This is a genomic window from Pseudomonas sp. (assembly GCF_030147005.1).
Lineage (GTDB): Bacteria > Pseudomonadota > Gammaproteobacteria > Pseudomonadales > Pseudomonadaceae > Aquipseudomonas.
In genome coordinates this window covers 1-25,254 of sequence record NZ_JASLAW010000010.1, presented here as the reverse complement: position 1 = coordinate 25,254, position 25,254 = coordinate 1, and the positions used below count along the sequence as shown (strand labels likewise).

Here is a 25,254-nt window from a genome sequence, read left to right as displayed (position 1 = left end):
TCTTCCAGGGATTTGATCGAGCCGTCGGTGCGTTTCTTGCCGGTGTCGAGTTCATTGAAGGTGTTGATCACCGCATAGGTGTCCTTCCAGTCCCAGCCGCGTTTTTTCGCTTCGGCGGCCATGGCGGCGCCCTGCTTCTGGCCCACTTCGAAAGCGGCCATGCCCAGGTACGGCACGTCTTCCATGAACTTGCCCTTGGCATCGACGAAGCGGTCGTCCACGGCGATCACTTTGAGGCCGTTGGCCTTGGCCTTGGCGACAATCGCAGGGCCGAGCGACACGTCCGGCGGGCAGATGACAAAGCCCTTGGCGCCGTTGGCGGCCAGGCTGTCGATGGCCGAGAGGGTCTTCTCACCGTCCGGCACGGCGATCTTGATCACGGTAAAACCGTGCTCCTTGCCGGCTTTTTCGGCGAACGCCCATTCGGTCTGGAACCACGGCTCTTCGGCCTGTTTGACCAGAAAGCCGATTTTCACTTCTTCAGCGGCCAGCAGCAGGCCGCTCAAGCTCATGGCCGAGACCGCCACAGCGGCGCAGCACAGGGAACGCAAACCACGACGACGATTCATACGGGTGACTCCTTGTTGTTGTTTTTGAGTTGCACTGTAGAAGCACACTTGTTGTGGCGAGGGCGCTTGCTCCCGCTGGACTGCACAGCAATCCCCAGCTTTTTGGGGGCGCTTCGCACCCCAGCGGGGAGCAAGCTCCCTCGCCACAAGACACCTGTTCCTACAAAAGTTATCTTCCTATAAAAGTTATCCGGCAAAGCGAGTGCAAGGTTTTCCAGGGACATCCACTTCGATGGCCAGCACCGCACCGTCCAACGGGTGATTCAAGGGGCTGGCGGCGCTGGTGATATACAGGGTGGTCAGATCAGGCCCACCGAACACGCAACTGGTGGGGCGGCTGACGGGCAGTTCGACGATACGGTCCACCTGCCCTTCAGGCGTCAGGCGCAGCAAACAACCGCCGTCCCAACGGGCGTTCCAGATGTAGCCCTCGCTGTCCATGGCCGAGCCGTCCGGCCCGCCGCGTTCATGGGGTGCGAACCAGACCTGGGCGGGGTCGAGCTGGCCATCGGGTTGGATCGAATGCTGATAGAGCGTGCCGTCCATGCTGTCGCCAAAGTGCACCTGGCTACTCTCCTCGTTCCACAGCAACGTGTTGGGAATACCCAGCCCGCTCAGCAGCGGCGTGACCGTCCCATCGGCGTCGATACGAAACAACCCGCCGGAGCGTCGCGTGATGGGCAGGTCTTCGCCGTGCGCGCCGATGTTGTTCTGCATGGTGCCCAGCCACAGTCGGCCCTGGGCATCGCAGCGCGCTTCGTTGCCACGGTTGCCCGGATGCGGGTCGGCCACGCACAGCAGGGTCAAGGCTTCGGTGGTCAAGTCCAGCCGGTGCACGCCGCTGCTCAGGGTCACCAGCGCATCCCCGCTTTCACAGGGGATGAACGCCGAGACGTGCTCGGGTAACTGCCAGACTCGCAACTGCCCGCCCATCAGGCGCAGGGCCTGCCGGGCGGCGATATCCACCCAATAAAGGGCCTGGGTCGGAACATCCCAGAACGGCCCTTCGCCCAACCGGGCGCGGTGTGGGGTGACTGCACTCAACGACATGAAGCCTCCTGCGGGTGACTTACAACGATTCGCGAGACGGTGTGCCATCCACCAGCCGCTGGATGCGCAGCGGATTGGCGTTTTTCAGCGCGTCGGGCAGCAGGCTGTCAGGGTAGTTCTGGAAGCACACCGGGCGCAGGAAACGATCGATGGCCAAGGTGCCGACCGAGGTGCCACGGGCATCGGAGGTTGCCGGGTATGGCCCGCCGTGAACCATCGAATCGCAGACTTCCACACCGGTGGGGTAACCGTTGAGCAGGATGCGCCCGACTTTCTGCTCCAGCAGCGGCGTCAGTTCGGCAAACTGTTGCAGGTCGGCCGGTTCGCCAATGATCGTAGCGGTCAACTGCCCGTGCAGGCCGTGCAAGGCGGCGCTGAGTTGGGCCTGGTCGGCGACTTCGACAAACACCGTGGTCGGGCCGAACACTTCTTCCTGCAGCACTTCATCGCCATCGATCAGCAGGCTTGCATCAGCCTTGAACAACTGCGGCTGGGCCTGCTTGCCCGATTGTGCGTTGCCCGCCAGGTGCTCGATACCAGGATGCGCCAGGAGTTTTTCCAGGCCCTTGCCATAGCTGCCCAAGGTACCGGCGTTGAGCATGGTTTGCGCCGGTTGCTCGCCGATCAGTTGCGCAACCTGTTGGGTGAACGCAGTGAACGCCGGCGAAGCGATGCCGACCACCAGGCCGGGGTTGGTGCAGAACTGGCCGCAGCCTTGCACCACCGAGGCGGTCAGGTCGCGGGCGACGCTTTCGGCGCGGGCTTGCAGCGCCTGCGGCAGCACGATGACCGGGTTGATGCTCGACATCTCGGCAAACACCGGGATCGGCTGCGGGCGAGCCGCTGCCATGTCACACAGGGCACGGCCGCCCTTGAGCGAGCCGGTAAAGCCCACGGCCTGGATCGCCGGGTGCTTGACCAGCGCTTCGCCAACGCCGCCGCCGAAGATCATGTTGAACACACCCGCCGGCATCTCGGTGGCTTCGGCGGCGCGGATGATCGCATCGGCCACCTGCTCCGCCGTCGCCATATGCCCGCTGTGGGCCTTGAACACCACCGGGCAACCGGCTGCCAGCGCAGCGGCGGTATCGCCGCCGGCCGTGGAGAACGCGAGGGGGAAGTTACTGGCGCCAAACACCGCGACCGGGCCCAGGCCGATGCGGTATTGGCGCAGGTCCGGGCGCGGCAATGGCTGGCGGTCCGGCAGGGCTTTGTCGATACGCGCGCCGTAGAAATCACCGCGACGCAGCACTGTGGCGAACAGGCGCATCTGGCCGCTGGTACGCCCGCGTTCACCTTTGATACGGGCGGCCGGCAATGCCGTTTCGCGGCAGACCAGCTCAACGAAATCATCGCCCAATGCGTCCAGCTCGTCGGCGATCGCATCGAGAAATTGCGCACGGCGCGAAGCGCTCAAGGCGCGGTAAGCCGGGTAAGCGGCAGCGGCGGCCTTGGCGGCGGCATCGACTTCCTGCGGTGTCGCCTGGAAGAACGCCTGGGGCAAGGCTTCGCCCGTGGTGGCGTCGATGCTCTGCAGTTGGGTGGTGCCGGTGGCGCTGCGCTGGCCGCCGATGTAGTTGTGGCCGAGGAACTGGGTCATGTAGGTCTCCTTAAAGGGTGGTGACTTGGCCGGGCTCGAATACCGCGTCGACCGTGCCGACGCCATTGATCAACGGCGCGCCGAACTCGGCCTGGCTGATCTCGAACACATCGCCCGCCTGGGTACGTATACCGTCGGCAAATGACAAGGTGGCGGTGCCGAAGAAGTGGATATGCACATCGCCCGGCTTGAGGAACTGGCTGTATTTGAAGTGGTGGTATTCGAGGTTTTCAAGGCTGTGGCACATGTTGGCCTCGCCGCTGAGAAATTCATTCTGCCAGATCACTTCGCCGTTGCGCAGGATGCGGCTGGTGCCGGCCAGGTGCTGGGGCAACTCGCCCACGCGCAACTCCGGCCCGTAGCTGCAACTGCGCAGTTTGGAGTGGGCCAGGTACAGGTAATTCTTGCGTTCCATCACATGGTCGGAGAATTCGTTGCCCACCGCAAAGCCCAGTCGATAGGGTTTGCGGTCATGGCCGATGACGTACAGGCCGCCGATTTCAGGTTCTTCGCCGGCATCTTCGGCAAACGGCGGAACCGGAAAAGCCTGGCCAGGACGCACGACAATGCTGCCGTCGCCCTTGTAGAACCACTCAGGCTGCACACCGGCCTGGCCGGCCGCCGGTTTGCCGCCTTCCACGCCCCATTTGAAAATGCGCATGGTGTCGGTCATCGCGCTGTCGTCACCGGCCTGCTGGTGCATTTTGTCGCGGGCCGACGCGCTGCCCAGGTGGGTCAGGCCGGTGCCGCTGATCAGCATATGGGCCGGGTCCGGGTGGTCCAGCGGCGGCAGGATTTTCAGCGCGGCCAGCAGCGCGGCGTAGTCATGGCTGTCGCCCAGGCCGAGGCTGTGCACCTGCTGCTTCAGCTGGGTGCCCGCTTCGATGGCGGCCAACGCCAACTCACGTACGCTGCGGGCGCCGTTGACTTCGCGCACCGTGGCGCCTTCGACCACGCCGACGCGGCGCTCACCCTTGCTCAACTCGAACTGAACTAAACGCATGCAGGTTCTCCAGATTTAAGTACGTGTAGCGCCACGGGCGCTGGCGGCGAATTGGTCGGCGGGCAGCACATGCTTGCGCTCCAGCACGCGGTAGACCACTACGGTCAGCACCAGCCCGAACACCATCACGCCGGATAAAAAGTACAAGCCCGAGGCCAGGTTGCCGGTGTACTCCTTCAGCGCACCGATCACGAACGGGCCGATGTAGCCGCCAAGGTTGCCCACCGAGTTGATCAACGCAATACCGGCCGCCGCACTGGCACCGGCAAAGAACCGCCCCGGCAAGGTCCAGAACACCGCCGTGCAGGAAAACATCGCGAACGCCGCCAGGCACAGCGCCGCCATTTGCAACACCGGCGCGCTCAGCCAGGCGCTGGAGAACAGGCCGATGGCGCCCAGTACGTACAGCACGGCGAGGTGGCCATAACGGTCATTCAAGCGGTCGGAACTGCGCGGGATGATCAGCAGGCCGATGATGCCGAAGATATAGGGCACGGCGGAGATGAAGCCGGTGGTCAGGTCGCTGCCGCCGAACTGTTTGATCAGGGTCGGCAGCCACAGGCCCAGGCCGTAGATGCTCAAGGTCACCGGCAGATAGAACAGCGCCAGCAGCAGCACGCGCTTGTCCTTGAGCGCATGCAGCGGGTTGCCGTGGCGGGTCTGGCCGTAGGCTTGCAGGTCTTTGTTCAACTCGCCGGTGAGCCAGGCCTTTTCTTCCTCGCTCATCCAATTGACTTGCTTGGGGCCGTCCGGCAGATAGCGCAGCACCGGCCAGGTGAGCAGGATCGCCGGGGTGCCGATCACGATAAACAGCCACTGCCAGCCGTGCAGGCCAAGCGTGCCGTCCATGCCGAGCAGGCCGCCGGACACGGGGCCGGTGATCATCATCGCGATCGGTTGCGAGAGGATAAACAGCCCGAGAATCTTGCCGCGATGGCGCACCGGAAACCACTGGGTGATGTAGTACAGAACGCCCGGGAAGAACCCCGCCTCGGCCGCGCCGAGCAGAAAGCGCATCACGTAGAAGCTGTGCGGCCCTTGTACAAAGGCCATGCCGATGGTGATGGTGCCCCAGGTGATCATGATGCGGGCGAACCAGCGCCGCGCGCCGAAGCGGTCGAGCATCAGGTTGCTGGGAATCTCGAACAGGAAGTAGCCAATGAAGAACAGCCCTGCGCCCAGGCCATAGGCCGCATCGCCGATGCCGACGTCGGCGCCCATGTGCAGCTTGGCGAAGCCCACGGCGGAGCGGTCCACGTAGGCAATCAGGTACAGCAGGATCAGGAAGGGAATCAGTTTCAGCGTGATGCGCCGAATAAGCCGCAATTCCTGGCTCATGGGTCGATCTCCGATTGTTGTTTTTATAGAAGCTCGGGGGACGCCTCTCGCGAAAATCCGCCAGGGTCATACCTCAGTTGAGAAAGACTATATAGTAGGACTATTTACAAAACAACACTTCCAAAGCTTCGATTTTGAGCTTATGTTTAAGCACGCATAGAACATATAGTCATACAATAAGAGAATCGATCATGTCTGATAAAAAGCCCGGCCTACGCTCCGCCCAGTGGTTCGGTACTGCCGACAAGAACGGCTTTATGTACCGCAGCTGGATGAAGAACCAGGGCATTGCCGACCATCAGTTCCATGGCAAGCCGATCATCGGCATCTGCAACACCTGGTCGGAGCTGACTCCGTGCAACGCGCATTTCCGCCAGATCGCCGAGCACGTCAAACGCGGCGTGATCGAAGCCGGTGGCTTCCCGGTGGAATTCCCGGTGTTCTCCAATGGCGAATCCAACCTGCGCCCCACCGCCATGCTTACCCGCAACCTGGCGAGCATGGACGTGGAAGAAGCCATTCGCGGCAACCCGATCGATGGCGTGGTGCTGCTGACCGGCTGCGACAAAACCACCCCGGCGCTGCTGATGGGCGCCGCCAGTTGTGACGTGCCGGCCATCGTCGTCACCGGAGGGCCGATGCTCAACGGCAAGCACAAAGGCCAGGACATCGGCTCGGGCACGGTGGTGTGGCAGCTCAGCGAGCAGGTCAAGGCCGGCACCATTACCCTGGATGACTTCCTTGCGGCCGAAGGCGGCATGTCGCGCTCGGCGGGTACCTGCAACACCATGGGCACCGCGTCGACCATGGCCTGTATGGCCGAGGCGCTGGGCACGTCCCTGCCCCACAACGCGGCGATTCCGGCGGTGGATGCGCGACGTTACGTACTGGCGCATATGTCAGGCATGCGTGCGGTGGAAATGGTGCGCGAAGACTTGAAACTGTCAAAGATCCTCACCAAGGAAGCCTTCGAAAACGCGATCCGGGTGAACGCGGCCATCGGCGGTTCGACCAACGCAGTGATTCACTTGAAAGCCATCGCCGGGCGCATCGGCGTCGAGCTGGACCTGGATGACTGGACCCGCATCGGGCGTGGCATGCCGACCATCGTGGACCTGCAACCTTCGGGGCGCTTCCTGATGGAAGAGTTCTACTACGCCGGTGGCCTGCCCGCCGTATTGCGCCGCCTGGGCGAAGCCAACCTGATCCCGCATCCGAATGCCTTGACCGTCAATGGCAAGTCGTTGGGCGAGAACACCAAGGACTCACCGATCTACGGTCAGGACGAAGTGATCCGCACCCTCGACAACCCGATCCGCGCCGACGGCGGCATCTGTGTACTGCGCGGCAACCTGGCGCCACTGGGTGCGGTGCTCAAGCCGTCGGCCGCCAGCGCCGAGCTGATGCAACACCGTGGCCGCGCGGTGGTGTTCGAAAACTTCGACATGTACAAGGCACGCATCAACGATCCGGAACTGGACGTGGACGCCAACTCGATCCTGGTCATGAAAAACTGCGGGCCCAAGGGTTACCCAGGCATGGCCGAAGTCGGCAACATGGGCCTGCCGGCCAAATTGCTGGCCCAGGGCGTGACCGACATGGTGCGCATTTCCGATGCGCGCATGAGCGGCACCGCGTACGGCACGGTGGTGCTGCATGTGGCACCGGAGGCCGCTGCCGGCGGGCCGTTGGCCGCGGTGAAGGAAGGCGATTGGATCGAACTGGACTGCGCCAATGGCCGCCTGCACCTGGACATCCCCGATGCAGAGCTGGCGGCGCGCATGGCGGACCTGGCGCCCACCGAAAAACTCATCGTCGGCGGCTATCGTCAGCTGTACATCGACCATGTCCTGCAGGCCGATCAAGGCTGTGACTTTGACTTCCTGGTGGGTTGCCGTGGCGCCGAAGTCCCACGGCATTCCCACTAATTGGGATGCTATGATGCGGCGAACTTAAGCCAGAGCCTGCCCGTCGTTATGGATCACCAGCCGCCCAAGCCGCGCAAGAGCATGCATGCCCAGATCGTTCAGGAGTTGGGCATGCACATCGTTTCCGGTCGCTTCAAGCCGGAAGAAAGACTGCCCATGGAAGCCACGCTGTGCGAGGAATACAAGGTCAGCCGTTCGGTGTTGCGCGAGGCGACGCGAGTGCTCAGCGCCAAGGGCCTGGTGTATTCCAAGCCCCGGGTGGGCGCCGTGGTGCGGCCACGTTTGAAATGGCACCTGCTCGACCCGGACGTACTGTCCTGGTTGATGCAGTCCACGCCCCACAGCGAATTCTTCAATACCCTGGCCGGGGTGCGGCGCATTCTCGAACCGGAAATCGCGGCCATGGCCGCGACCACCGCCACCGATGAAGACATCGCGACCATCGAAAAAGCTTACGAGGGCATGGAAACCGCCCAGACCCACGACGAGCTGCTTCAGGCCGACCTGGACTTTCACCGCGCAATTGCCGACGCCACCCGCAACGACCTGCTCGCATATATGTGCAATATGCTGTCGCTGCCGTTGCGCGAGTCGATCAACATCACCAACCGCCGCCCGGATATCCAGGGCCTGAGCCTGCCCCGGCACAAGGCGATTCTTACCGCGATCCAGAACCGCGACGCACTGGGTGCGCGGCATGCCTCGCTGGTGCAGCTGGATGACACGCGGGTGGCACTGGATACGGTGATGAATGTGCTGACGCCGTTGTAACCAGCACCGTAGCAGTTATTCCTGATTATTATTGTTGGCCCTGGGGCAGGTGTTATCGCCCTCTTTTTTCAGCGCCAATACCGCCTGGCGCTCGGACAACAAGTGGGTGATGGCCCCGCCGATCGCGGCGGAAATAAGCGCCAGGGCTTCTTTGGGCAGATTGATAGCCGACCACGTCAATCCGCAGATCAGCAGGATGACAAACAGGATATTGAAGCGCGACACGCCGAGTTTTATCGAGCGAACGATATCGGAGGTGTCCTGCATTTTTTCGAAGCGTTTAAGGTCTTCGAACTTGCGGACCGACTCCAGGGTTTCCAGATAATGAGTTTCGGCGCGCTTGAGCTTCTTGATCACGTCGGGCTCCAGCATGACTTCTTCTATCTCGATCCTGACCAGGCTGATATTGGCGCCTGGCCGACCCAGGATTTCGGAGCTTAACGAACTCTCCGCAAGCTCGGCCAATAGATAGGTGTACGAGGTCTCACTGATCTCCTTGGCGTATTTTTGCAAGGCCGAGGTGTAGCACTTGGTGGCGTATCGAGTGAAGAGCCGCTCGGCATCGTTGGTTTTTTTGATGAGTTCATCAGCTTCGCTTACTTGTCCCTGCTCCATTTTCAATATCCCTATTAAGCATGGCTTGGAAAAGCAAACATCTCTCGATCGAGCGTTCCCGTCTACTGTCAAACCTGACAGTAATGCTGATGCAAATTCAGGGGGGGCTTGCTGTAGGGAGGAGGCTTGCTGTGGCGAGGGAGCTTGTTGTAGCGGGGAGCTTGCCGTGGCGAGGGAGCTTGTTGTGGCGGGGAGCTTGCCGTGGCGAGGGAGCTTGTTGTAGCGGGGAGCTTGCCGTGGCGAGGGAGCTTGTTGTAGCGGGGAGCTTGCCGTGGCGAGGGAGCTTGCTCCCGCTCGACTGCGCAGCAGTCGCCGGCTTTTGGGGGCGCTTCGCACCCCAGCGGAAACAAGCTCCCTCACCACATTCAGGTCGGCATTTTTACCGTTACAGGCTGTAGGAAATACCTACCTGCACCGTGCGCGGTGCACCTGGGTAGGCGTAGATATTGCCGAAGGCGCCCTCCTCATACTCTCGGTTGAACAGGTTTTTCACGTCCAGATTGACGCGTACCTGTTCATTGATTTTGTAGTAACTGAGCAGGTCGACCACGGTGTAGGCGTCCATCGAGAATGCGGTGTTGGCGGTCTGGCCGGCGCGTTGGTCGACGTATTTGCCGCCGGCGCCAAGGCCCAACCCTTTCAGCGCGCCGTCCTGGAACTCGTAGACGTTGAGCAGGCTGAAGCTGTTGCGCGGGATGTTCATCAAGCGCGTGCCGGAGCGCAAGGTGGTGTCGCGGGTGACTTCGGCATCCACGTAGGCGTAGCCGCCGATCACGCGCCACTCTGGGGTGAGATTGCCCGCCACGTTCAGGTCGAACCCGCGGCTGCGCACCTGGCCGGTTGCGACGCTTAATGCGTTGTCGAGCGGGTCGATAGCCAGCACGTTTTTCTTTTCGATCTGGTAAATGGCTGCGTCGACGCTCAGTTGGCGATCAAGCGCTTCCCACTTGATCCCCATTTCATAAGACTTGCCTTTCTCCGGCGCGAAACCACCGCCCTCACGGCTGGCGCCGGTGTTGGGCTTGAACGAACGGGCGGCGTCGGCGTAGACCGCCACGGTGTCGGTCAGATCGTAGATCACGCCCAAACGCGGGGTCACGGCATTGTCGGCGGCCTGCCAGTTTTTCCCGACGCTCACGTAGGTTTCGTAATCATGCTCAAAGCGTTCGAAGCGGGCTCCTGCCAGCACTTTCAAGCGCTCGGTGAGGGCCACCTGATCCTGCACGAAGGCGGCGTAGGTCTTGAGGTTTTCTTTATCGTGGGTCGGCGTGCGGGTCAGTGCCGGACGAGTTTGGCCGTACACCGGGTCGAAGATGTCGATCGGGTAAGTGCCCGCAACGTCGCTTGAACGCTGGATGATCGACTGGTAGTCGTAATCCTCGTACTCCACGCCGGTGAGCAAGGTGTGATCGAACCCACCGGTGGAAAAATGCCCGGTCAGGTTGAGCTGGTAGTCCTTGTCGGTCCATTCCAGCTTGCGGTAGTTGAAGTTGCGTTGCAGCGTGCGGCCATCGGCATCCAGGCTGCGCGGCCCGTTCGCCTCGATGGCATCGCCTTTCAAGCTGCCGTCCAACCACTGGAAACCGCCGCCCAGGGTCCAGTTGTCGTTAAGCGCATGCTCGAAACGCAACTGCGCCATGTTGTTGTCGTTGTGCAGCTTGCCGGCATCCTTGTCGCCCCAGAAGGTATCGCGCGAAGGCGTGCCGCGCTGGTTGGGAAGGCGTGTCAGGCCACGGTCCAGCGGGTGGTTGTTGCGCATGAAATCGCCTTCGAAGATCACCTTGGTGTCATCGCTGGCCTGCCAGGTAATCACCGGCGCCACGCCGTAACGCTCGGTCTCGACGTGATCGCGGAACGTGTCGCCGCCCTCGCCCACCACGTTCAGGCGATAGGCCAGACGGCCTTCTTCGTCCAGCGGACCGGAAGCATCCAGGGTACCGCGCTTCATGCCTTGATCATTCACCTGGCTGCCCAGGGTCAGGCTGCGCTCGGCCAGCGGCTGCTTGGACACCACGTTGAAGGTGCCGCCGGGATCGCCGCGGCCGTAGAGCATGGTCGCGGGGCCGCGCAATACCTCAAGGCGCTCGATGGTGTTGGCATCCGGCATGTTCGGGTAACCGCGGTTGATCGGGAAACCGTTGCGGTAGAACTCACCGGTGGTAAAGCCACGCACGGTGAAGGTGGTCAGGCCCTGGCCGCCAAAGTTGTTGGCTCGGCCAACGCCGCCGGCATAGTCAAGAGCATCCTGCAGGCGCGTTGCGCCGATATCCTCGACCACATCCTTGGACACTACGCTGATGGACTGCGGGGTTTCATGAATCGAGGTGTCGGTGCGCGTCGCACTGGCTGAGCGTGTGGCGTGATAGCCCTGCACCGGCCCCTGGGCCGACTCCAACTCCGCGGTGGCGGTCACATTGGTCGCTTGCAACTCGATACTGGCTTTCTCGGCAGGAGCATCCTCTGCCCACGTAAAAGGGGAAACCGCCTGAAGCACGCAGAGGGAAATCAGGGTACGACGCATGGATGTTGAACCTAGTGAATGAGCCAGATGGGGCGGCAAACCTGCCAAGAATTCGCGGCGCATCATATATCAACGAATTCTCGTTTGATATCGGTTCTCATTTGTTATTTTTCGCGTGTCGGTTTTGTATCAAGCGTATGTCGCTCAAACGACACGCGTAAAAAAGCCACTCGAATGAGTGGCTCATGACATCGCCAGGCTGGCCTCAGCGATAGCGTTCCAGCCAATGCGCGTAAGGCGCCGGCAGGGTCCAGGAGGACTTCTCCACGCCCAATTCCTTGGCCGCAAAGTACGCCCAATGCGGATCGGCCAAGTGCGCACGGCCTACCGATACCAGGTCGAGGTGCCCGGCCTGCAGCGCGCCTTCAGCCAGTTGCGGCGTACCGAAGCCCCACGCCGACGTCACCGGAATGCCCGCCTCACGGCGCACACGCTCGGCAATCGGCCCCATGAATGCAGGGCCCCACGGGATGTTGGTGTCCGGGATGGTGAACCCGACGCTGACGCTCAGCAGGTCCAGGCCACCGGCCTTGAAACGGCGGGCCAGCTCGATGGACTCGGTGAGGGTCTGCTCATCACGGCCGTCGTATTCGATCACGCCGAAACGTGCGGTAAGCGGCAGGTTTTCCGGCCAGACTTCACGCACGGCGGCAAGGGTTTCCAGGAGGAAGCGGCTGCGGTTGTCGAAGCTGCCGCCGTAGGCGTCGGTACGCTGGTTGGAGTGTTCGGAGAAAAAGCTCTGGCCCAGGTAGCCATGGGCGAAGTGCAGTTCGATCCATTCAAAACCGGCATCACGGGCACGACGGGCGGCGTCGACGAAGTCCTGCTGGACGCGGGCGATATCCTCCAGGGTCATGGCACGCGGCACGTTGGGCAGGTTCGCGCCGAACGCAATCGCCGACGGGGCGATGGTTTCCCAGCTACGGGCATCGGAGGCAGGGATGTGGTCGTCGCCTTCCCAGGGACGGTTGGCGCTGGCTTTGCGGCCGGCGTGGGCAATCTGGATACCCGGTACCGAACCGGCAGCCTTGATGGCCTTGACCATCGGCACGAACGCCTCGGCATGGGCATCGCTCCAGATGCCCGCGCAGCCTGGGGTGATACGCCCCTCGGGCGCCACTGCCGTGGCCTCGACCACCAGCAGGCCGGCACCGCCACGGGCCATGCCGGCCAGGTGCACGTGGTGCCAGTCATTGACCATGCCGTCGTCGGCCATGTATTGGCACATCGGCGGAATGGCAATGCGATTGCGCAGGGTAACGTCTTTGAGCTTGAAGGGTTCAAACAGTGCGGACATCGTGGTCTCCAGGAGCAAGTGAGTGATTCGATAGTTCGATGGTAATCGAACTATGGTATTCAGCGATACCCCCCTGTTATGATCCGCCCCATGCGAGCCTTCAAACACCCTACCCTGCAAGAACTGACGCTCGAGCGCGTGCTCTACGCCCTCAGCGACCCCGTGCGCCTGGATATCGTGCGCTGCCTGGCCGGCGTGCCGGAAGCCAGCTGCGGCGAACTGGACGGCGGGCGACCCAAATCCAGCATGTCCCACCACTTCAGGGTATTACGCGATGCCGGCCTGGTGAACACTCGCAATGTCGGCACCACCCATATGAATTCCTTGCGCCGTGAAGAGCTCGAGGCCCGCTTCCCCGGTTTGCTGGCAAGCGTGCTGGCCCAGCGCTGAACGACGTACCTGCGCTTCAGGCCGTGACGGGTCGTAGCGGCGCGCCATCCAGATGCACGCAGTCCTTGCCATTACGCTTGGCGCCATACAGGTTTTTGTCGGCGATCTTGAGCACCGCCGACAATTCGTCACCTGACGAAAAACGCGCCATGCCGGCACTGCACGTATAGTTGTGGGGCGCCGCGACGCTGCAACGGATCGCTTGCAACAGCTCCAGGACAAACTCGCAGGCAAGCGCCGGGTCGTCTCCCTGCAACAACACGCCGAACTCCTCCCCGCCGATCCTTCCAAAGCTGTGGCTGCCTTTGGCGTTTTTCAGGCAGAGCGCCATGGCGCGCAGGATCTTGTCGCCAACGTCGTGGCCATACAGGTCATTCTTGGCCTTGAAACTGTCGATATCGAGCATGATGAAGTAGCCGCCCTGGCCGCTGTCGAGCAACTTTTCGAAACTTTGCATAAAGGCGCGCCGGTTGAGGATGGAGGTCAGGTAATCGGTCTCGGCCAGTGCGCGAAACTCACTTTCCACCAGCAACACCGAGCGCAGGTTTTTCAAGTAGGAATAACTCAGGATGAAACCGATCGACACCGACGAGGCGCAGAATATCAACAGAAAACTCTGGGTACCGGCATAGAGTTCGGCCTGCATGGGCGACCACAGGATGAGCCAGACCGACAGAGCGCCGACCAGATAATCCTGAACACTGATAAACAGGATCGCGCTGCCGACCACCAGCGTCACGGCCAGGGGCAAGCCATAGATACGCAATTGCGGATTCAACTGAATGACATAGGCAAACCCCAACGACAACAGCACGATGTAGGTCACCCCCAGCAATCGCCACAGCAGAAAGTTCGTCGTCAGCGAATGAAAACGACAAACAAGCAACAGACCAAGGGTGATGCTCAACATAGGCATGTCGAACAGCGTGGCCTGGATCCACCCGATACCTATCCAGGCAATAATGCCTATCCATTCGGCATGCGTGACCGCAGGCGACAGCAACCTGCGCATCCTGGGCCTTAACTTCAAGTGAGCAGGCATCCTTACGCTCCCATTTCAATAGCATGCAGGCCAACCGCAAATGAAAAGGCCATGAACCGCTTTACCAGGCTGACAAACGGCGGCAAAACTTCCAGCCGGGTCTTGGAGTGAGCTTTGAAATAGCCCTTTTCCACGCCCTCCTGAACCATTCGGATAACGTGGGTCTTGGACACCGAAAGTTGCTTGGCCAATGCCAGATAGGAAGATGACCTGAACGTCGCCCGATCATTTTCCGGCGCAAAGGCATCGTTATAAATGGCCAGCATCAACAGGTGCCCGGCGTCTCTTTTCACCAGCCAGTAACACTCGGGCAGCAATACATCTACCGTGAGGTCGGCGTCGAGAATGATGGCAAAGCCCCTGAAGTAGAGGGACAGGAAGCCACGGTCATCCAACTCGCGCAGGCGCTGGAAAATCGCTCTTTCGGGGTACAGCCGCGCTAACGACTCCGTAAGCGAAGTCAACATTAACCGCGCTTCACGGCAGGCTTCGTCCGAGGGCGCGTACACCCTGAAGCGACTGTCTTCGGGGTGCGGCGCCACCTCCATGAAGCCCAGCGCGCGTAATAACAGAAACATGGACTCCAGGCTGTTTTTCGAACAATACCTGCGCGTCACGCACAGGGTCTTAACTTCGGACAACAACGGTAACGGTGTGGCGAAGTACTCACTCAATAACGCAAACGACACCATCAAACGGCTGTATTTAAGTGCACTCTTATAGAAAAAAGGTCGCCTGGAATACGGCACGAGCAGCACGTGGTAATGCGCTCTCAAGCACGATTCAAAATCCTTATGACGTTCGAGCGCTTGCGCGGTATTACACATAGCCGACTTCAACGAACTGACATGCATGAAAGAGCCCTGATCATCCAACTTGATTCCTGATCTCAGCTACGAAATCCCTGCAGCCCGGCCCCAAAACAAATCACGTGGTAAACCCTGCGGTTAATGGCTTTTTGCCTCGAACGCAATGTACAGCGATTGCTGCGCAAGACATCATCAGTACCAAAGTTGTTCCAGATTTCTCCCCGGCCCGTGGCGTGGGCCATTCGGCGTTACTTCTTGTTAAATCCCCACGGCATCGGCCCGCCCATTCCCTAAAACATCCAACCGGCTCTCGTCTGGCGAACCTTCACCCGTCAACGGCGTCGTAACCTGGCACTGTTGCCAACCGCACGCCGCGAGGTTCTCGTTTGAAAGCTGCCGTTATCAAGAAATACCGCCTGATCATCAAGACCATGGGCTATGTAGGCTGGGCCCTGTTCTGGCTGTTGTTGTGGGATATCGCCGTCACGGTGGATTTCATGCTGTTCCTCAACACCAAGATCAACCTGCCGCTGATGCCACTGACATTGCTGGGTTCGGCGCTGGTGGTGCTGATCAGTTTTCGTAACAGCAGCGCCTACAACCGCTGGTGGGAAGCGCGCACCTTGTGGGGCGCGATGGTCAACAACTCGCGCAGCTTCGCGCGCCAGGTGCTGACCTTGCTGGACGACCCCGACAGCGAAGTGAACCCGGTCAAATCCACGCTCTTGCGCCGCCATGTGGCCTATGTGAATTGCCTGGCCGCGCACCTCAAGGGCGAGCCTTGCCCGGAAGAAGTGCGCGCGTTCATCCCCGACGACGAGTTCGCCCGCAATGGCGCCACCAATAACTTCGCCAACGATATTCTCACCGGATCAGCCGCCTTGCTGGCCCGGGAATACAAGAACGGCCATCTGGACAGCATCCGCCTGGCGCGGCTGGAGTCGACGCTGGTGGACTTGTCCAATGCTCAGGGCGGCATGGAGCGCATCGCCAATACGCCGCTCCCCTACCCTTACGTGTATTTCCCACGGTTGTTCATCTCGCTGTTTTGCCTGATCGTACCCGTGGGCCTGGTGGAATCCCTCGGCTGGTTCACCCCGCTGGCCTCAACGGTGGTGGGCTTCATGCTGTTGGCCATCGAACGTATCGGCACCGACCTGCAAAGCCCGTTTCGCTCCAGTGAACACCAGATTCAAATGGAGGCCATCTGCGAAACCATCGAGAAAAACCTGCAATCGATGCGCCGTGACGCACTGGCCGGTGACCGAATCGGCTGATTCCCCTCCTTCCCCGCACGTGCCGCCTCAAGTGCCGCCGCCCTCGGTCGATATATCGAGGGTACGCATGGCTTTATGTCGTCATAACAACGCATGCGACGCACAGCACGACCGTTTCTCCCCTTGCCAACTATAAATACCCGCGGGTGAAGTCATGAATATCAAGCAGAAGCTGACATGGGCGTTTGCGGCCATCGCGTGCGTCCCGGTCATCCTGGTCGCCATTATCGTGGTGCTGAATGTGCGAGAAGGCGCCCTTGCCAACTTCCTCGACAGCAGCGGCCGCGAGATCCGCCAGATCGACAATGGCATGAAGCAGTTTTTTGACGGCATCAGCCAGAACGTCGAGTTCGTGGCCAAGGACCCGCGCGTAGTCGCGGCCAAGCAGCTGAAGAACTACGCTTCCGCGGACGCAACACAAATCCCGCTCACACCGACCAACACCGAACTGCTGGCGATTTTCGACCAGTTCGCCAAAAGCCACCCCACCACCGCCTACCTGTCCCTGGGACTGAACGATGGCGGCTACGCCAGTTGGCCGGACGACGCCAAACTGACCAACTACGACCCACGCGTACGCCCCTGGTACAAGGCCGCCCTCGCGGCACCCGGCAAGACCGTGCGCACAGGCGCCTACTACTGGGCGCCGGACGATGTGGTGCTGATCGGCACCGTGCGTACCGTCACCGATGCCACAGGCAGCATCCTTGGCGCGGTCGGCCTGGACGTGTCGCTCAAGCAACTCACCGAACTGGTGCGCACCATCAAGCTGGGCGAGAGCGGCTACCTGATGCTGGTCGAGGCCGACGGCAACGTGCTGGTAGACCCCAGCGATGCCACGCATAACTTCAAGCCGCTGGCGGATCTGGGGCCGAACTACGCTGAACTGGCCAAGCACGGCGATGGGGTGATTGAGGTGAACATCAACGACGTGGCCTACATGGCCAACGTTGTCAGCTCCAAAGACCTGGGCTGGCGCTTTATCGGCCTGATCAAGCGTGACGAAGTGATGGCCGGCGCCACCCGCCTGACGTGGTTGATCGCCATTATCGCCGCCGCCTTGACCGTGGTGTTCGCACTGGTCGGCGCCAGTTTCGCCCGCGTGATCGTGCGCCCTATTCGCGGCGTGGCCGATGGCCTGCAGGAAATCGCTGAAGGTGAAGGCGACCTCACGCGCCAGCTCAAAGTGCAGGGCAAGGACGAAACCGCCGTGCTCGCCGGGTGGTTCAACCAGTTCCTGAGCATGATTGCCCAACTGGTGCGACGCATCGGCAACGCATCCTCGGACCTGCAAACCGCCGCCGCCGACACCAGCCAAGTGGCCAGTAACATGAACCAGGCTGCCGGCCGTCAACGCGAAGCCGTGGAACTGGTGAGCACTGCCTTCAACGAAATGGTGGCCACCGCCAATGAAGTGGCCCGCTCGTGCAGCGCCGCCGCATCGAGTGCCGATGAAGGCTATCGCGACGTACACAACGGCCAGCAGCACATCGGCGAAGCCACCGGCAGCGTGCTCAAGCTCAGCGAAGATTTGCAGAAGTCGACCCAGACCATGCAGTTGCTGGAGCAAGACAGCCAGAACATCAACACCATTCTGGACACCATCCGCTCGATTGCCGAACAGACCAACCTGCTGGCGCTCAACGCAGCGATTGAAGCCGCCCGCGCCGGCGACCAGGGCCGCGGTTTCGCGGTGGTCGCCGACGAGGTCCGCGCCCTGGCCCGACGCACCGCCGACTCGACCGGTGAGATCGACAGCCTGCTGGGCAATCTTGCCCGCCGCACCCAGGAAGTCACCCAGCAGATGCAAGGCAGCCTGCTGGTATCACACACCAGCGTAGAGCGCATCCAGCAGGCCCGCGACAGCTTCGACAAAATCCGCAATTCGGTGGACTCGATTCGCGACCAGAACACCCAGATAGCCACCGCCGCCGAAGAGCAGCACCAAGTGGCCGAAGAGATCAACCGGCACATTGCGCAGATCCATGCCGATGCGCAGTTGGTTGAAGAGTTTGCGCATTCGGCGCAGACCGGGTCGGGGCGTCTGACCGATATTTCCGGGCAGCTCAAAGGCCTGGTGGACCGCTTCAAGTTCTGACTTCCCCTCCCAAAGCAGGCGGTGAGCCCTTCACCGCCTGCTCGCTGCACTTCAAACCGGTGCAATGCCTGCACTCACCCGCTCATCAACTGAACAGTTCGACACCCAGCTGAAACGCCACCCACAACGCCAGCCCCGTGGCGAAGAGCAACGCGATGTTTTCGAACAGGTTGTTGCGGTACTCCTTGCTGAGCAGCGACTTCTGGTTGGACATGATCAGCAAGCCGAGGGAAATCACCGGCAGGCCAATGATGTTCAGCGCGCTGACGCCAATGGTCAGGGTGACGAAATCGGGCATGCCCGGCAGCGACCAGATCAGCGGGGTCACCAGGATGAACAGCATGAACCACTTGTGCATCGGGTCATGGTGGAACTCTTTGCCGTAGCGTTCCCGGCGCCCGGGGCGCACGTGCTGGAAAGCATCGGTGATCAGCATCGGAAAGGCCGTGGTCTTGCCCGAGATGCTGGCAAACAGCGTTGCGAACACACCGATAAAGAAGATGTACCAGCCGATCGGGCCGAAGAAGATCTCCAGCGCTTTGCCCAGGTCGCCCAGGGTCTTCACTTCAATCCCGTTGGGGCGCAGGATCTCGGCGCCGACAATCCAGATCGCCAGGTTGATCACGATGCCGATGAACACGGCAAACAGCAGGTCGTTACGCTGGATGCGCTTGTGCTGCGGGCCGATCCAGCCCTTCTGGCGCATCACATAAGGGTGCACGAAGTTGGCGATCGAGCCCGCCACCGCGCCGATCACCGAGACCGCCACCAGCAAGGCGCCATGCACGCCCTCATCCGGCGGAATGCTGAAACCGATCGTACCTTTGACAATACCCGCCATATCCGGCCCGGACATCACCGCCAAGGCAATGAACGCCAGGGTCATGATTGCCAGCAGGCCTTTCATCACGCCTTCGATCATCGAATAGATATTGCGCCCGACCAGCAGCCACACCGCCAACACCACGGCCACCGAGCACAGCAGCGCGTAGTCGGTCTTGAACAACATGGCCAGGGCTTCACCGGCGCCCTTGATCATGTAGGCATTCATCAAATGCCCCATCAGCAGCGCGTACACCAGCAGAAACCACGCGAAAAACGGGTTCAACTGGGCATAACCCTGAAGGATCGTCATGCCCTGGTTATTGCACAGCTGGAACCGCGCAATGATGTTGACGATCAGGTACCTGAGCAGCAGCGAGACGGCGAGCACCCACATCATGGCGTAACCGTAGTTGGCGCCGGCGACAGAGGAGGTGATCAGATCGCCTGCGCCCAGCCAGGACAATACCGCGATAACGCCGGGGCCGAGCAGCTTGAGAAGTCGTACAACATGGCCGGGCGCACGCGCCGCAGCTTTGCCTTCGACGGAAGGAAAACCGGTCATAGGGGGAAGTCTCCGTTATTTTTTTTGTAAGAGCCTGGCTAGTCGAACACAGTTGATACGACGTCGTACAACCATGATATCGAGTTAAGTATTAAAAAATATTTCGCGCCGCCTGGGTGTGCTCAAGGCGTTGGGGAAACTGCTGGTCAGCAAGAATGTACTAACTGGTTACTTATCTTGCTAAAATCGCGCTCTTGCCCTCTCTCACTCGAGTCTTTTCGACATGAAACGAGCAACACGCGCCACTGGCGTCTCTAGATTCTTACTCCTGGGCCTGGGCGTGATCGTCGCCCTGCTCGGCCTTGCGCTCGCCGTCGGCGGCGCCAAGCTGGTCAGCCTGGGGGGTTCCTGGTACTTCCTGGTCGGTGGCGTGGTCATGGCCATCGCCGGGCTGCTGATTGCCCGGCGCAACCGCGCGGGCGCCTGGCTGTTCGCCGCGTTTCTGGTCGGCACGGCCGTATGGGCGGTGGCGGATGTAGGCCTGGTGTACTGGCCGCTGTTCTCGCGGCTGTTCATGTTCGCGGTGATCGGCATCGTGGTCGCGCTGGTGTATCCGTTGCTGGTCGGCAGGCCGGCGCGCGGTGCGTACGGCGTTGCCGCCGTACTGGCGCTGGGCGTGGCGCTGGCGGCGGGCAATATGTTCGTCGCTCACCCAAGCGTCGCGCCGACGGGCGCCGGCCCCGGCATCACCCCGGTGGCCGCGGCCGACGCCCAGAAAGACTGGGCTCACTACGGCAACACCGAAGGCGGCAGCCGCTTCGCCGCCCTCGATCAGATCAATCGCGACAACATCGACAAGCTCAAAGTCGCCTGGACCTACCACACCGGCGACGTGGCCATCAGCGACGGCAACGGTGCCGAGGACCAACTGACGCCCCTGCAGATCGGCAATAAAGTGTTCATCTGCACGCCGCACAACAACTTGATCGCGCTGGACGCCGACACCGGCAAAGAATTGTGGAAGAACGAGGTCAACGCCCAATCGGCGGTATGGCAGCGTTGCCGTGGCATGGCGTATTTCGATGCCAGCGCGCCGATTGCCCAGCCGACTCAACCGAACAGCTCGCCGATCATCGCCGCCAGCGTGGCCGCCGGTGCGCAATGCCAGCGTCGCCTGCTGACCAACACCATCGATGCGCGCCTGATCGCCGTGGATGCCGACACCGGCAAATTCTGCGAAGACTTCGGCAGCCACGGCCAGGTGGATTTGAAGGCTGGGTTGGGCAATGTCCCGGACAGCTACTACCAACTGTCCTCGGCGCCCCTGATTGCCGGTACCACGGTAGTGGTCGGCGGTCGTGTTGCCGATAACGTCCAGGCCGACATGCCGGGCGGTGTGATCCGCGGGTTCGATGTGATCAGCGGGCAGATGCGCTGGGCGTTCGACCCCGGCAACCCCGAAGACAAACATGCGCCGGCCACTGGCGGCACCTACGTGCGCAGCACCCCGAACAGCTGGGCGCCGATGTCCTATGACCCGCTGATGAACACGGTGTTTTTGCCGATGGGCAGCTCGTCCACCGACATTTACGGTGTGGAGCGCACCGCGCTCAATCATAAATACGGTGCGTCGGTACTGGCGCTGGACGCCTCCACCGGCGCCGAAAAATGGGTCTACCAGACGGTCCACAATGACCTGTGGGACTTCGACCTGCCGATGCAACCCAGCCTGATCGACTTCACCCCGCCGGGCAGCGACAAGGCGGTACCCGCCGTGGTGATCGGCACCAAGGCCGGGCAAATCTTTGTGCTCGACCGCGCCACCGGCAAACCGCTGACCGACGTGCAGGAAGTGCCGGTGAAAGCTGCGAACATTCCCAACGAGCCCTACTCCCCCACCCAGCCAAAATCCCTGGGCATGCCGCAAATCGGCGCGCAAACCCTGACCGAATCGGACATGTGGGGCGCCACACCCTATGACCAGTTGCTGTGCCGCATCGACTTCAAGGGCATGCGCTACGACGGCCTGTACACCGCGCCCGGCACCGATAAATCCCTGAGTTTCCCAGGCTCCCTGGGCGGCATGAACTGGGGCAGTATTTCCACCGACCCGGTGCACGGCTTTATCTTCGTCAACGACATGCGCCTGGGCCTGTGGATCCAGATGGTGCCGTCACAGAACAAGGCCCTGGCCTCGTCCGGTGGTGAAGCGCTGAACACCGGCATGGGCGCCGTGCCGCTCAAGGGCACGCCGTATGCGGTGAACAAAAACCGCTTCCTGTCGGTGGCCGGCATTCCGTGCCAGGCACCGCCGTTCGGCACCTTGACCGCCATCGACATGAAGACGCAAAAGGTCGCCTGGCAAGTACCTGTGGGCACCGTTGAAGACACCGGCCCCCTGGGCATCCGCATGCACCTGCCGATCAAGGTGGGCCTGCCGACGCTCGGCGGTACGCTGTCGACTCAGGGTGGCCTGATCTTTATCGCCGGCACCCAGGACTTCTACCTGCGCGCCTTCAACAGCGGCAACGGTGATGAAATCTGGAAAGCCCGCCTGCCCGTCGGCAGCCAGGGCGGCCCGATGACCTACGTGTCGCCGAAAACCGGCAAGCAGTACATCGTCGTCACCGCCGGCGGTGCGCGCCAGTCCACCGACCGTGGCGACTACGTGATCGCCTACGCGTTGCCGTAACACCCCTCTGTTCGCGCGGTGCGCCCGCACCGCGCTTTGTGTTTGGAAAACCCCGCATGAACCCTACTTCATATACGTCCTTCGGGCGCCTGGCGCTGGGCCTGGCCTTTGCCGCCGCCCTGCCCGTTCAAGCCGACGACACCACACTGACCGGCGACTGGGGCGGCCTGCGCCGTGAACTCGACGAACAAGGCGTGCGCTTCACCGGCGACTACAGCGGCGAGACCGCCTACAACGCTCACGGCGGCCAACATCGCTCGGCGCGCTATTCGCAGAACCTGAAGCTCGGCGTGCAGTTCGACCTGGGCAAACTCTACGGTTTGAACCATGGCGACCGCATCCAGTTGACCGTCAACGACCGACGCGGCAACAGCGCCTCCGAAGACCTGGTGGGCAACCGTCTGCCGATCCAGGAAAACTACGGCGGCCTTTATACCCGTCTTACCGAGTTGAGCTATGAACGCACGCTGTTCAGCCCGGCACTTAACATCAAGCTCGGCTACATGGCCATGGGCAATGACCTCGGCGGCCTGGACAGCGGCATTCTGTGCAACTTCATGAACGCCGGTTTCTGCGGGCACCCGCTGAACATGTCGGGCGGCAGCGGCTGGGCCAACTACCCGAACGCGCACCTGGGCGCTCGGGTTAAATACGACTTTTCGCCGAACTGGCAACTGCGCGTGGCCGCGTTCAATGTCGACCCTTCCAGCAACGGCAACTCCAGCCGCGCCTGGCACCTGGGGCCCAGGCACACCACCGGCACCGTGGTACCCATCGAATTGATCTACAAACATACCGGCAGCCTGCCGGGTGAATACAAGCTCGGTTATTACTACGACAGCTCCGATGTAAAACGCATCGGCAGCGATAAGAATGTCAGCGGTCGCGGCGGCCACTACCTGTTGATCGACCAGGCCGTGTGGGCCTCACAATCGTCCCAGGGCCGCAGCTTGCATGCCTTCGGCCAATACTCGGCGGCCAGCGAGGCGGCGTCGCCGTTCAGCAAGTGGTATGGCGCGGGGCTGGTGTTGTACAAACCGTTCGAAGGGCGCCCGCGTGACACCGTCGCCCTGGGGTATGGCCGTGCCGTGCCGAACCCGCGCAGTCGCGATGTACAGGAACTTGCAGCCTTCAATGCCGGCAGGCCCTACCCTGCGCTGGACAGCGCCGAGCAATTGATCGAACTCAGTTATGGCTACCAGGCAACGCCCTGGCTGACCCTGCGGCCGGATGTGCAATACATCATCGAACCGGGAGCGTTTTCCGGAGAAAATATCGACAATGCGCTGGTACTGGGTTTGCAGGTCAAGGCCGTGTTCTAAGCCGCACCTTGCTGGTATTGCCTGGGCGTACACCCGAATTCGCGACGAAACACCGTGTGCAGGTATTGCGCCGATGTGAACCCGCAGGTCTGCGCGATATCGGCAATCGCCAGCGCCTGGTTTTCCAGGCCCTTGGCGGCGGCGGCGAGTTTGAAGCGCAGGATCTCGTCGTGCACGCTGCAGCCGCGCACCTTGCGAAAGTGCGACTCCAACGATGAACGCGACACCCCGACATACGCCGCCACCTGCGCGGTCTTGATGCCCTGGCACGCATACTGGCGGATAAACAGCAGGGCCTGCATCACATAGGGATTGCCCAGGGGTTGGTGCAGGCTGGAGGCCTGCACGTTGATCGCCTCCGGCGGCACCAGAATCTGCGTGCCTGCACAGGGTTTGCCATGCAGCATCTGATGTAGCAGCGCGGCGGCGGTGCGGCCCATGGTCTCGGTGCCCTGGATCACCGAACTGAGCGGCACCCGCGTCAACGTGCGGGTCAGCGGGTCGTTGTCGATACCGATCAGCGCCACCTCTTCGGGCACCGCAATGCCTGCCGTCAGACAGGCTTGCAACAGCTGCCGGGCACGGGCGTCGGTCACGGCAATAATGCCGATGGGCTTGGGCAAACTGTGCAGCCAGGCAATCTGCTGCTCCACCGCGCTGTCCCACAATGGCGCGCTGGTACCCAAGCCGCGATAGATCTCCACCGGCAAGCCATCGCGCTGCATCAAGCCGCGAAAGGCTTTCTCACGCTCCTGAGCCCAGCGATTGGCCTGGGCTTCGGGCAGGCTGAAACAGGCAAACCGCGTCAACCCTGCTTCAATCAGATGCTCATAGGCCAGCTTCATCAACCCATGGTTATCGGTCGCCACATAGGGAATGCCCTTGGGGTACGCGCTTACATCCTCATACGAACCACCCACCGCCACCACCGGTATCCGACTCCCGGCCAACGCTTCGCCGATCAGCGGGTCATCGAAATCGGCAATGATGCCATCGCCCTGCCAACGCTCGATGCCCCGCAGGCGGCAGAGGAAATCCTCCTCCAGGAACAAATCCCAGGACGCGCGGGTGCTGCTCAGGTAATTGCCGATGCCGGCGATGATGCCACGGTCGTAGATTTTGCTGCCGTTGAAGAGCAAGGCGATGCGGTGCACGGGCGGTAGGGTTTTCATTGTTTTTGTCCTGGGGCCGGTCGGTGCAAACAGGTACGCAGAGGTCTGACTGCCAAGGATAGCGGACCTGGGATGAGGCCCGCTTAACTTACCTAAATTCCACCAGCATGGCTGCAACTACTGACCAAAAGACGGAACCGATCAACATCATCATATTGATGGCCAACAGGCGTTTTAGGTGAGGAGGAAAATTTTTGAGATCGACAGGGTCCAGTTCTCCGATGCGAAGAGACGCCTTTGGCAACGTCACCATTCCGGCAATTTTTGATATTTCCCAAAGCGACCAGATTACCCCCCTCTTTCCCAGGCTTGCCCCAATGCCAGTCAGTTAAGCGCTAGAGCAGGCAACCGTCGGCCTGTGGCGAGGGAGCTTGCTCCCGCTGGGTCGCGAAGCGACCCCAGAAAATGGGACTGCTGCGCAGTCCAGCGGGAG

General features: G+C 61.4%; 19 protein-coding genes. 7 read left to right on the top strand and 12 right to left on the bottom strand.

The genetic code is table 11. The features are described 5' to 3' along the window. From Q1V60_RS00670 to Q1V60_RS00650, 5 genes are all read right to left on the bottom strand, one after another. The coding region (locus tag Q1V60_RS00670) for a substrate-binding domain-containing protein (protein ID WP_300626751.1) at positions 1 to 569 on the bottom strand (569 nt) is incomplete at its 3' end. 186 nt (positions 570 to 755) lie between these two features. Further along, positions 756 to 1,619, bottom strand: coding sequence for an SMP-30/gluconolactonase/LRE family protein (locus tag Q1V60_RS00665; protein ID WP_300626750.1), 864 nt, complete (start codon positions 1,617 to 1,619; stop codon positions 756 to 758). Positions 1,620 to 1,638: 19 nt separating this feature from the next. Continuing rightward, positions 1,639 to 3,219 carry an aldehyde dehydrogenase (NADP(+)) gene (locus tag Q1V60_RS00660; RefSeq protein ID WP_300626749.1) on the bottom strand — a complete coding sequence of 527 codons (1,581 nt, stop codon included), beginning with the start codon at positions 3,217 to 3,219 and terminating at the stop codon, positions 1,639 to 1,641. A 10-nt stretch (positions 3,220 to 3,229) separates the two neighbouring features. Next, positions 3,230 to 4,222 (bottom strand): AraD1 family protein, encoded by a 993-nt coding sequence (gene araD1, locus Q1V60_RS00655; protein WP_300626748.1) that lies wholly within the window; start codon positions 4,220 to 4,222, stop codon positions 3,230 to 3,232. Between the two features lie 15 nt (positions 4,223 to 4,237). Beyond that, positions 4,238 to 5,560 carry an MFS transporter gene (locus tag Q1V60_RS00650; protein WP_300626747.1) on the bottom strand — a complete coding sequence of 441 codons (1,323 nt, stop codon included), beginning with the start codon at positions 5,558 to 5,560 and terminating at the stop codon, positions 4,238 to 4,240. A 191-nt stretch (positions 5,561 to 5,751) separates the two neighbouring features. On the opposite strand from Q1V60_RS00650, the gene Q1V60_RS00645 reads away from it, so the two are divergent. Together Q1V60_RS00645 and Q1V60_RS00640 are read left to right on the top strand one after the other, a co-directional pair. Next, on the top strand, positions 5,752 to 7,488 hold the full coding sequence (locus tag Q1V60_RS00645) for an IlvD/Edd family dehydratase (protein ID WP_057721978.1): 1,737 nt from the start codon (positions 5,752 to 5,754) through the stop codon (positions 7,486 to 7,488). A 48-nt stretch (positions 7,489 to 7,536) separates the two neighbouring features. Further along, complete coding sequence (locus Q1V60_RS00640; protein WP_300626746.1) at positions 7,537 to 8,259, top strand: FadR/GntR family transcriptional regulator; 723 nt, start codon at positions 7,537 to 7,539, stop codon at positions 8,257 to 8,259. Positions 8,260 to 8,274: 15 nt separating this feature from the next. On the opposite strand, the gene Q1V60_RS00635 is transcribed toward Q1V60_RS00640, so the two are convergent. The 3 genes from Q1V60_RS00635 to Q1V60_RS00625 form a co-directional block, all read right to left on the bottom strand. Next, on the bottom strand, positions 8,275 to 8,874 hold the full coding sequence (locus tag Q1V60_RS00635) for a hypothetical protein (RefSeq protein ID WP_300626745.1): 600 nt from the start codon (positions 8,872 to 8,874) through the stop codon (positions 8,275 to 8,277). A 385-nt stretch (positions 8,875 to 9,259) separates the two neighbouring features. After that, a complete protein-coding gene (locus Q1V60_RS00630; protein WP_300626744.1) occupies positions 9,260 to 11,395 on the bottom strand; it encodes a TonB-dependent receptor in 2,136 nt (711 codons plus the stop codon). A gap of 205 nt (positions 11,396 to 11,600) precedes the next feature. After that, positions 11,601 to 12,692: an NADH:flavin oxidoreductase/NADH oxidase gene (locus Q1V60_RS00625; RefSeq protein WP_057721975.1), complete on the bottom strand. Its 1,092-nt coding sequence runs from the start codon at positions 12,690 to 12,692 to the stop codon at positions 11,601 to 11,603. Between the two features lie 90 nt (positions 12,693 to 12,782). On the opposite strand from Q1V60_RS00625, the gene Q1V60_RS00620 reads away from it, so the two are divergent. Then, positions 12,783 to 13,082, top strand: a complete 300-nt coding sequence (locus Q1V60_RS00620; RefSeq protein ID WP_300626743.1) for a helix-turn-helix domain-containing protein — start codon at positions 12,783 to 12,785, stop codon at positions 13,080 to 13,082. Between the two features lie 16 nt (positions 13,083 to 13,098). On the opposite strand, the gene Q1V60_RS00615 is transcribed toward Q1V60_RS00620, so the two are convergent. Together Q1V60_RS00615 and Q1V60_RS00610 are read right to left on the bottom strand one after the other, a co-directional pair. Further along, complete coding sequence (locus Q1V60_RS00615; protein WP_300626742.1) at positions 13,099 to 14,124, bottom strand: GGDEF domain-containing protein; 1,026 nt, start codon at positions 14,122 to 14,124, stop codon at positions 13,099 to 13,101. Between the two features lie 2 nt (positions 14,125 to 14,126). Next, positions 14,127 to 14,978 (bottom strand): hypothetical protein, encoded by an 852-nt coding sequence (locus Q1V60_RS00610; RefSeq protein WP_300626741.1) that lies wholly within the window; start codon positions 14,976 to 14,978, stop codon positions 14,127 to 14,129. 341 nt (positions 14,979 to 15,319) lie between these two features. On the opposite strand from Q1V60_RS00610, the gene Q1V60_RS00605 reads away from it, so the two are divergent. Together Q1V60_RS00605 and Q1V60_RS00600 are read left to right on the top strand one after the other, a co-directional pair. Beyond that, positions 15,320 to 16,210: a bestrophin family ion channel gene (locus Q1V60_RS00605; RefSeq protein ID WP_300626740.1), complete on the top strand. Its 891-nt coding sequence runs from the start codon at positions 15,320 to 15,322 to the stop codon at positions 16,208 to 16,210. Positions 16,211 to 16,364: 154 nt separating this feature from the next. Then, positions 16,365 to 18,308, top strand: a complete 1,944-nt coding sequence (locus Q1V60_RS00600) for a methyl-accepting chemotaxis protein (RefSeq protein WP_300626739.1) — start codon at positions 16,365 to 16,367, stop codon at positions 18,306 to 18,308. Between the two features lie 85 nt (positions 18,309 to 18,393). On the opposite strand, the gene Q1V60_RS00595 is transcribed toward Q1V60_RS00600, so the two are convergent. Then, positions 18,394 to 19,695, bottom strand: a complete 1,302-nt coding sequence (locus tag Q1V60_RS00595; RefSeq protein WP_300626738.1) for an Nramp family divalent metal transporter — start codon at positions 19,693 to 19,695, stop codon at positions 18,394 to 18,396. 223 nt (positions 19,696 to 19,918) lie between these two features. Here Q1V60_RS00595 and Q1V60_RS00590 point away from each other — a divergent pair, with 223 nt between their 5' ends. Both Q1V60_RS00590 and Q1V60_RS00585 read left to right on the top strand, forming a co-directional pair. Continuing rightward, complete coding sequence (locus Q1V60_RS00590) at positions 19,919 to 22,327, top strand: glucose/quinate/shikimate family membrane-bound PQQ-dependent dehydrogenase (protein WP_300626737.1); 2,409 nt, start codon at positions 19,919 to 19,921, stop codon at positions 22,325 to 22,327. Between the two features lie 56 nt (positions 22,328 to 22,383). Continuing rightward, positions 22,384 to 23,649 carry a carbohydrate porin gene (locus Q1V60_RS00585; RefSeq protein ID WP_300626736.1) on the top strand — a complete coding sequence of 422 codons (1,266 nt, stop codon included), beginning with the start codon at positions 22,384 to 22,386 and terminating at the stop codon, positions 23,647 to 23,649. On the opposite strand, the gene Q1V60_RS00580 is transcribed toward Q1V60_RS00585, so the two are convergent. After that, a complete protein-coding gene (locus Q1V60_RS00580; protein ID WP_300626735.1) occupies positions 23,646 to 24,821 on the bottom strand; it encodes a XylR family transcriptional regulator in 1,176 nt (391 codons plus the stop codon). The genes Q1V60_RS00585 and Q1V60_RS00580 overlap by 4 nt on opposite strands. Positions 24,822 to 25,254: the final 433 nt, after the last annotated feature.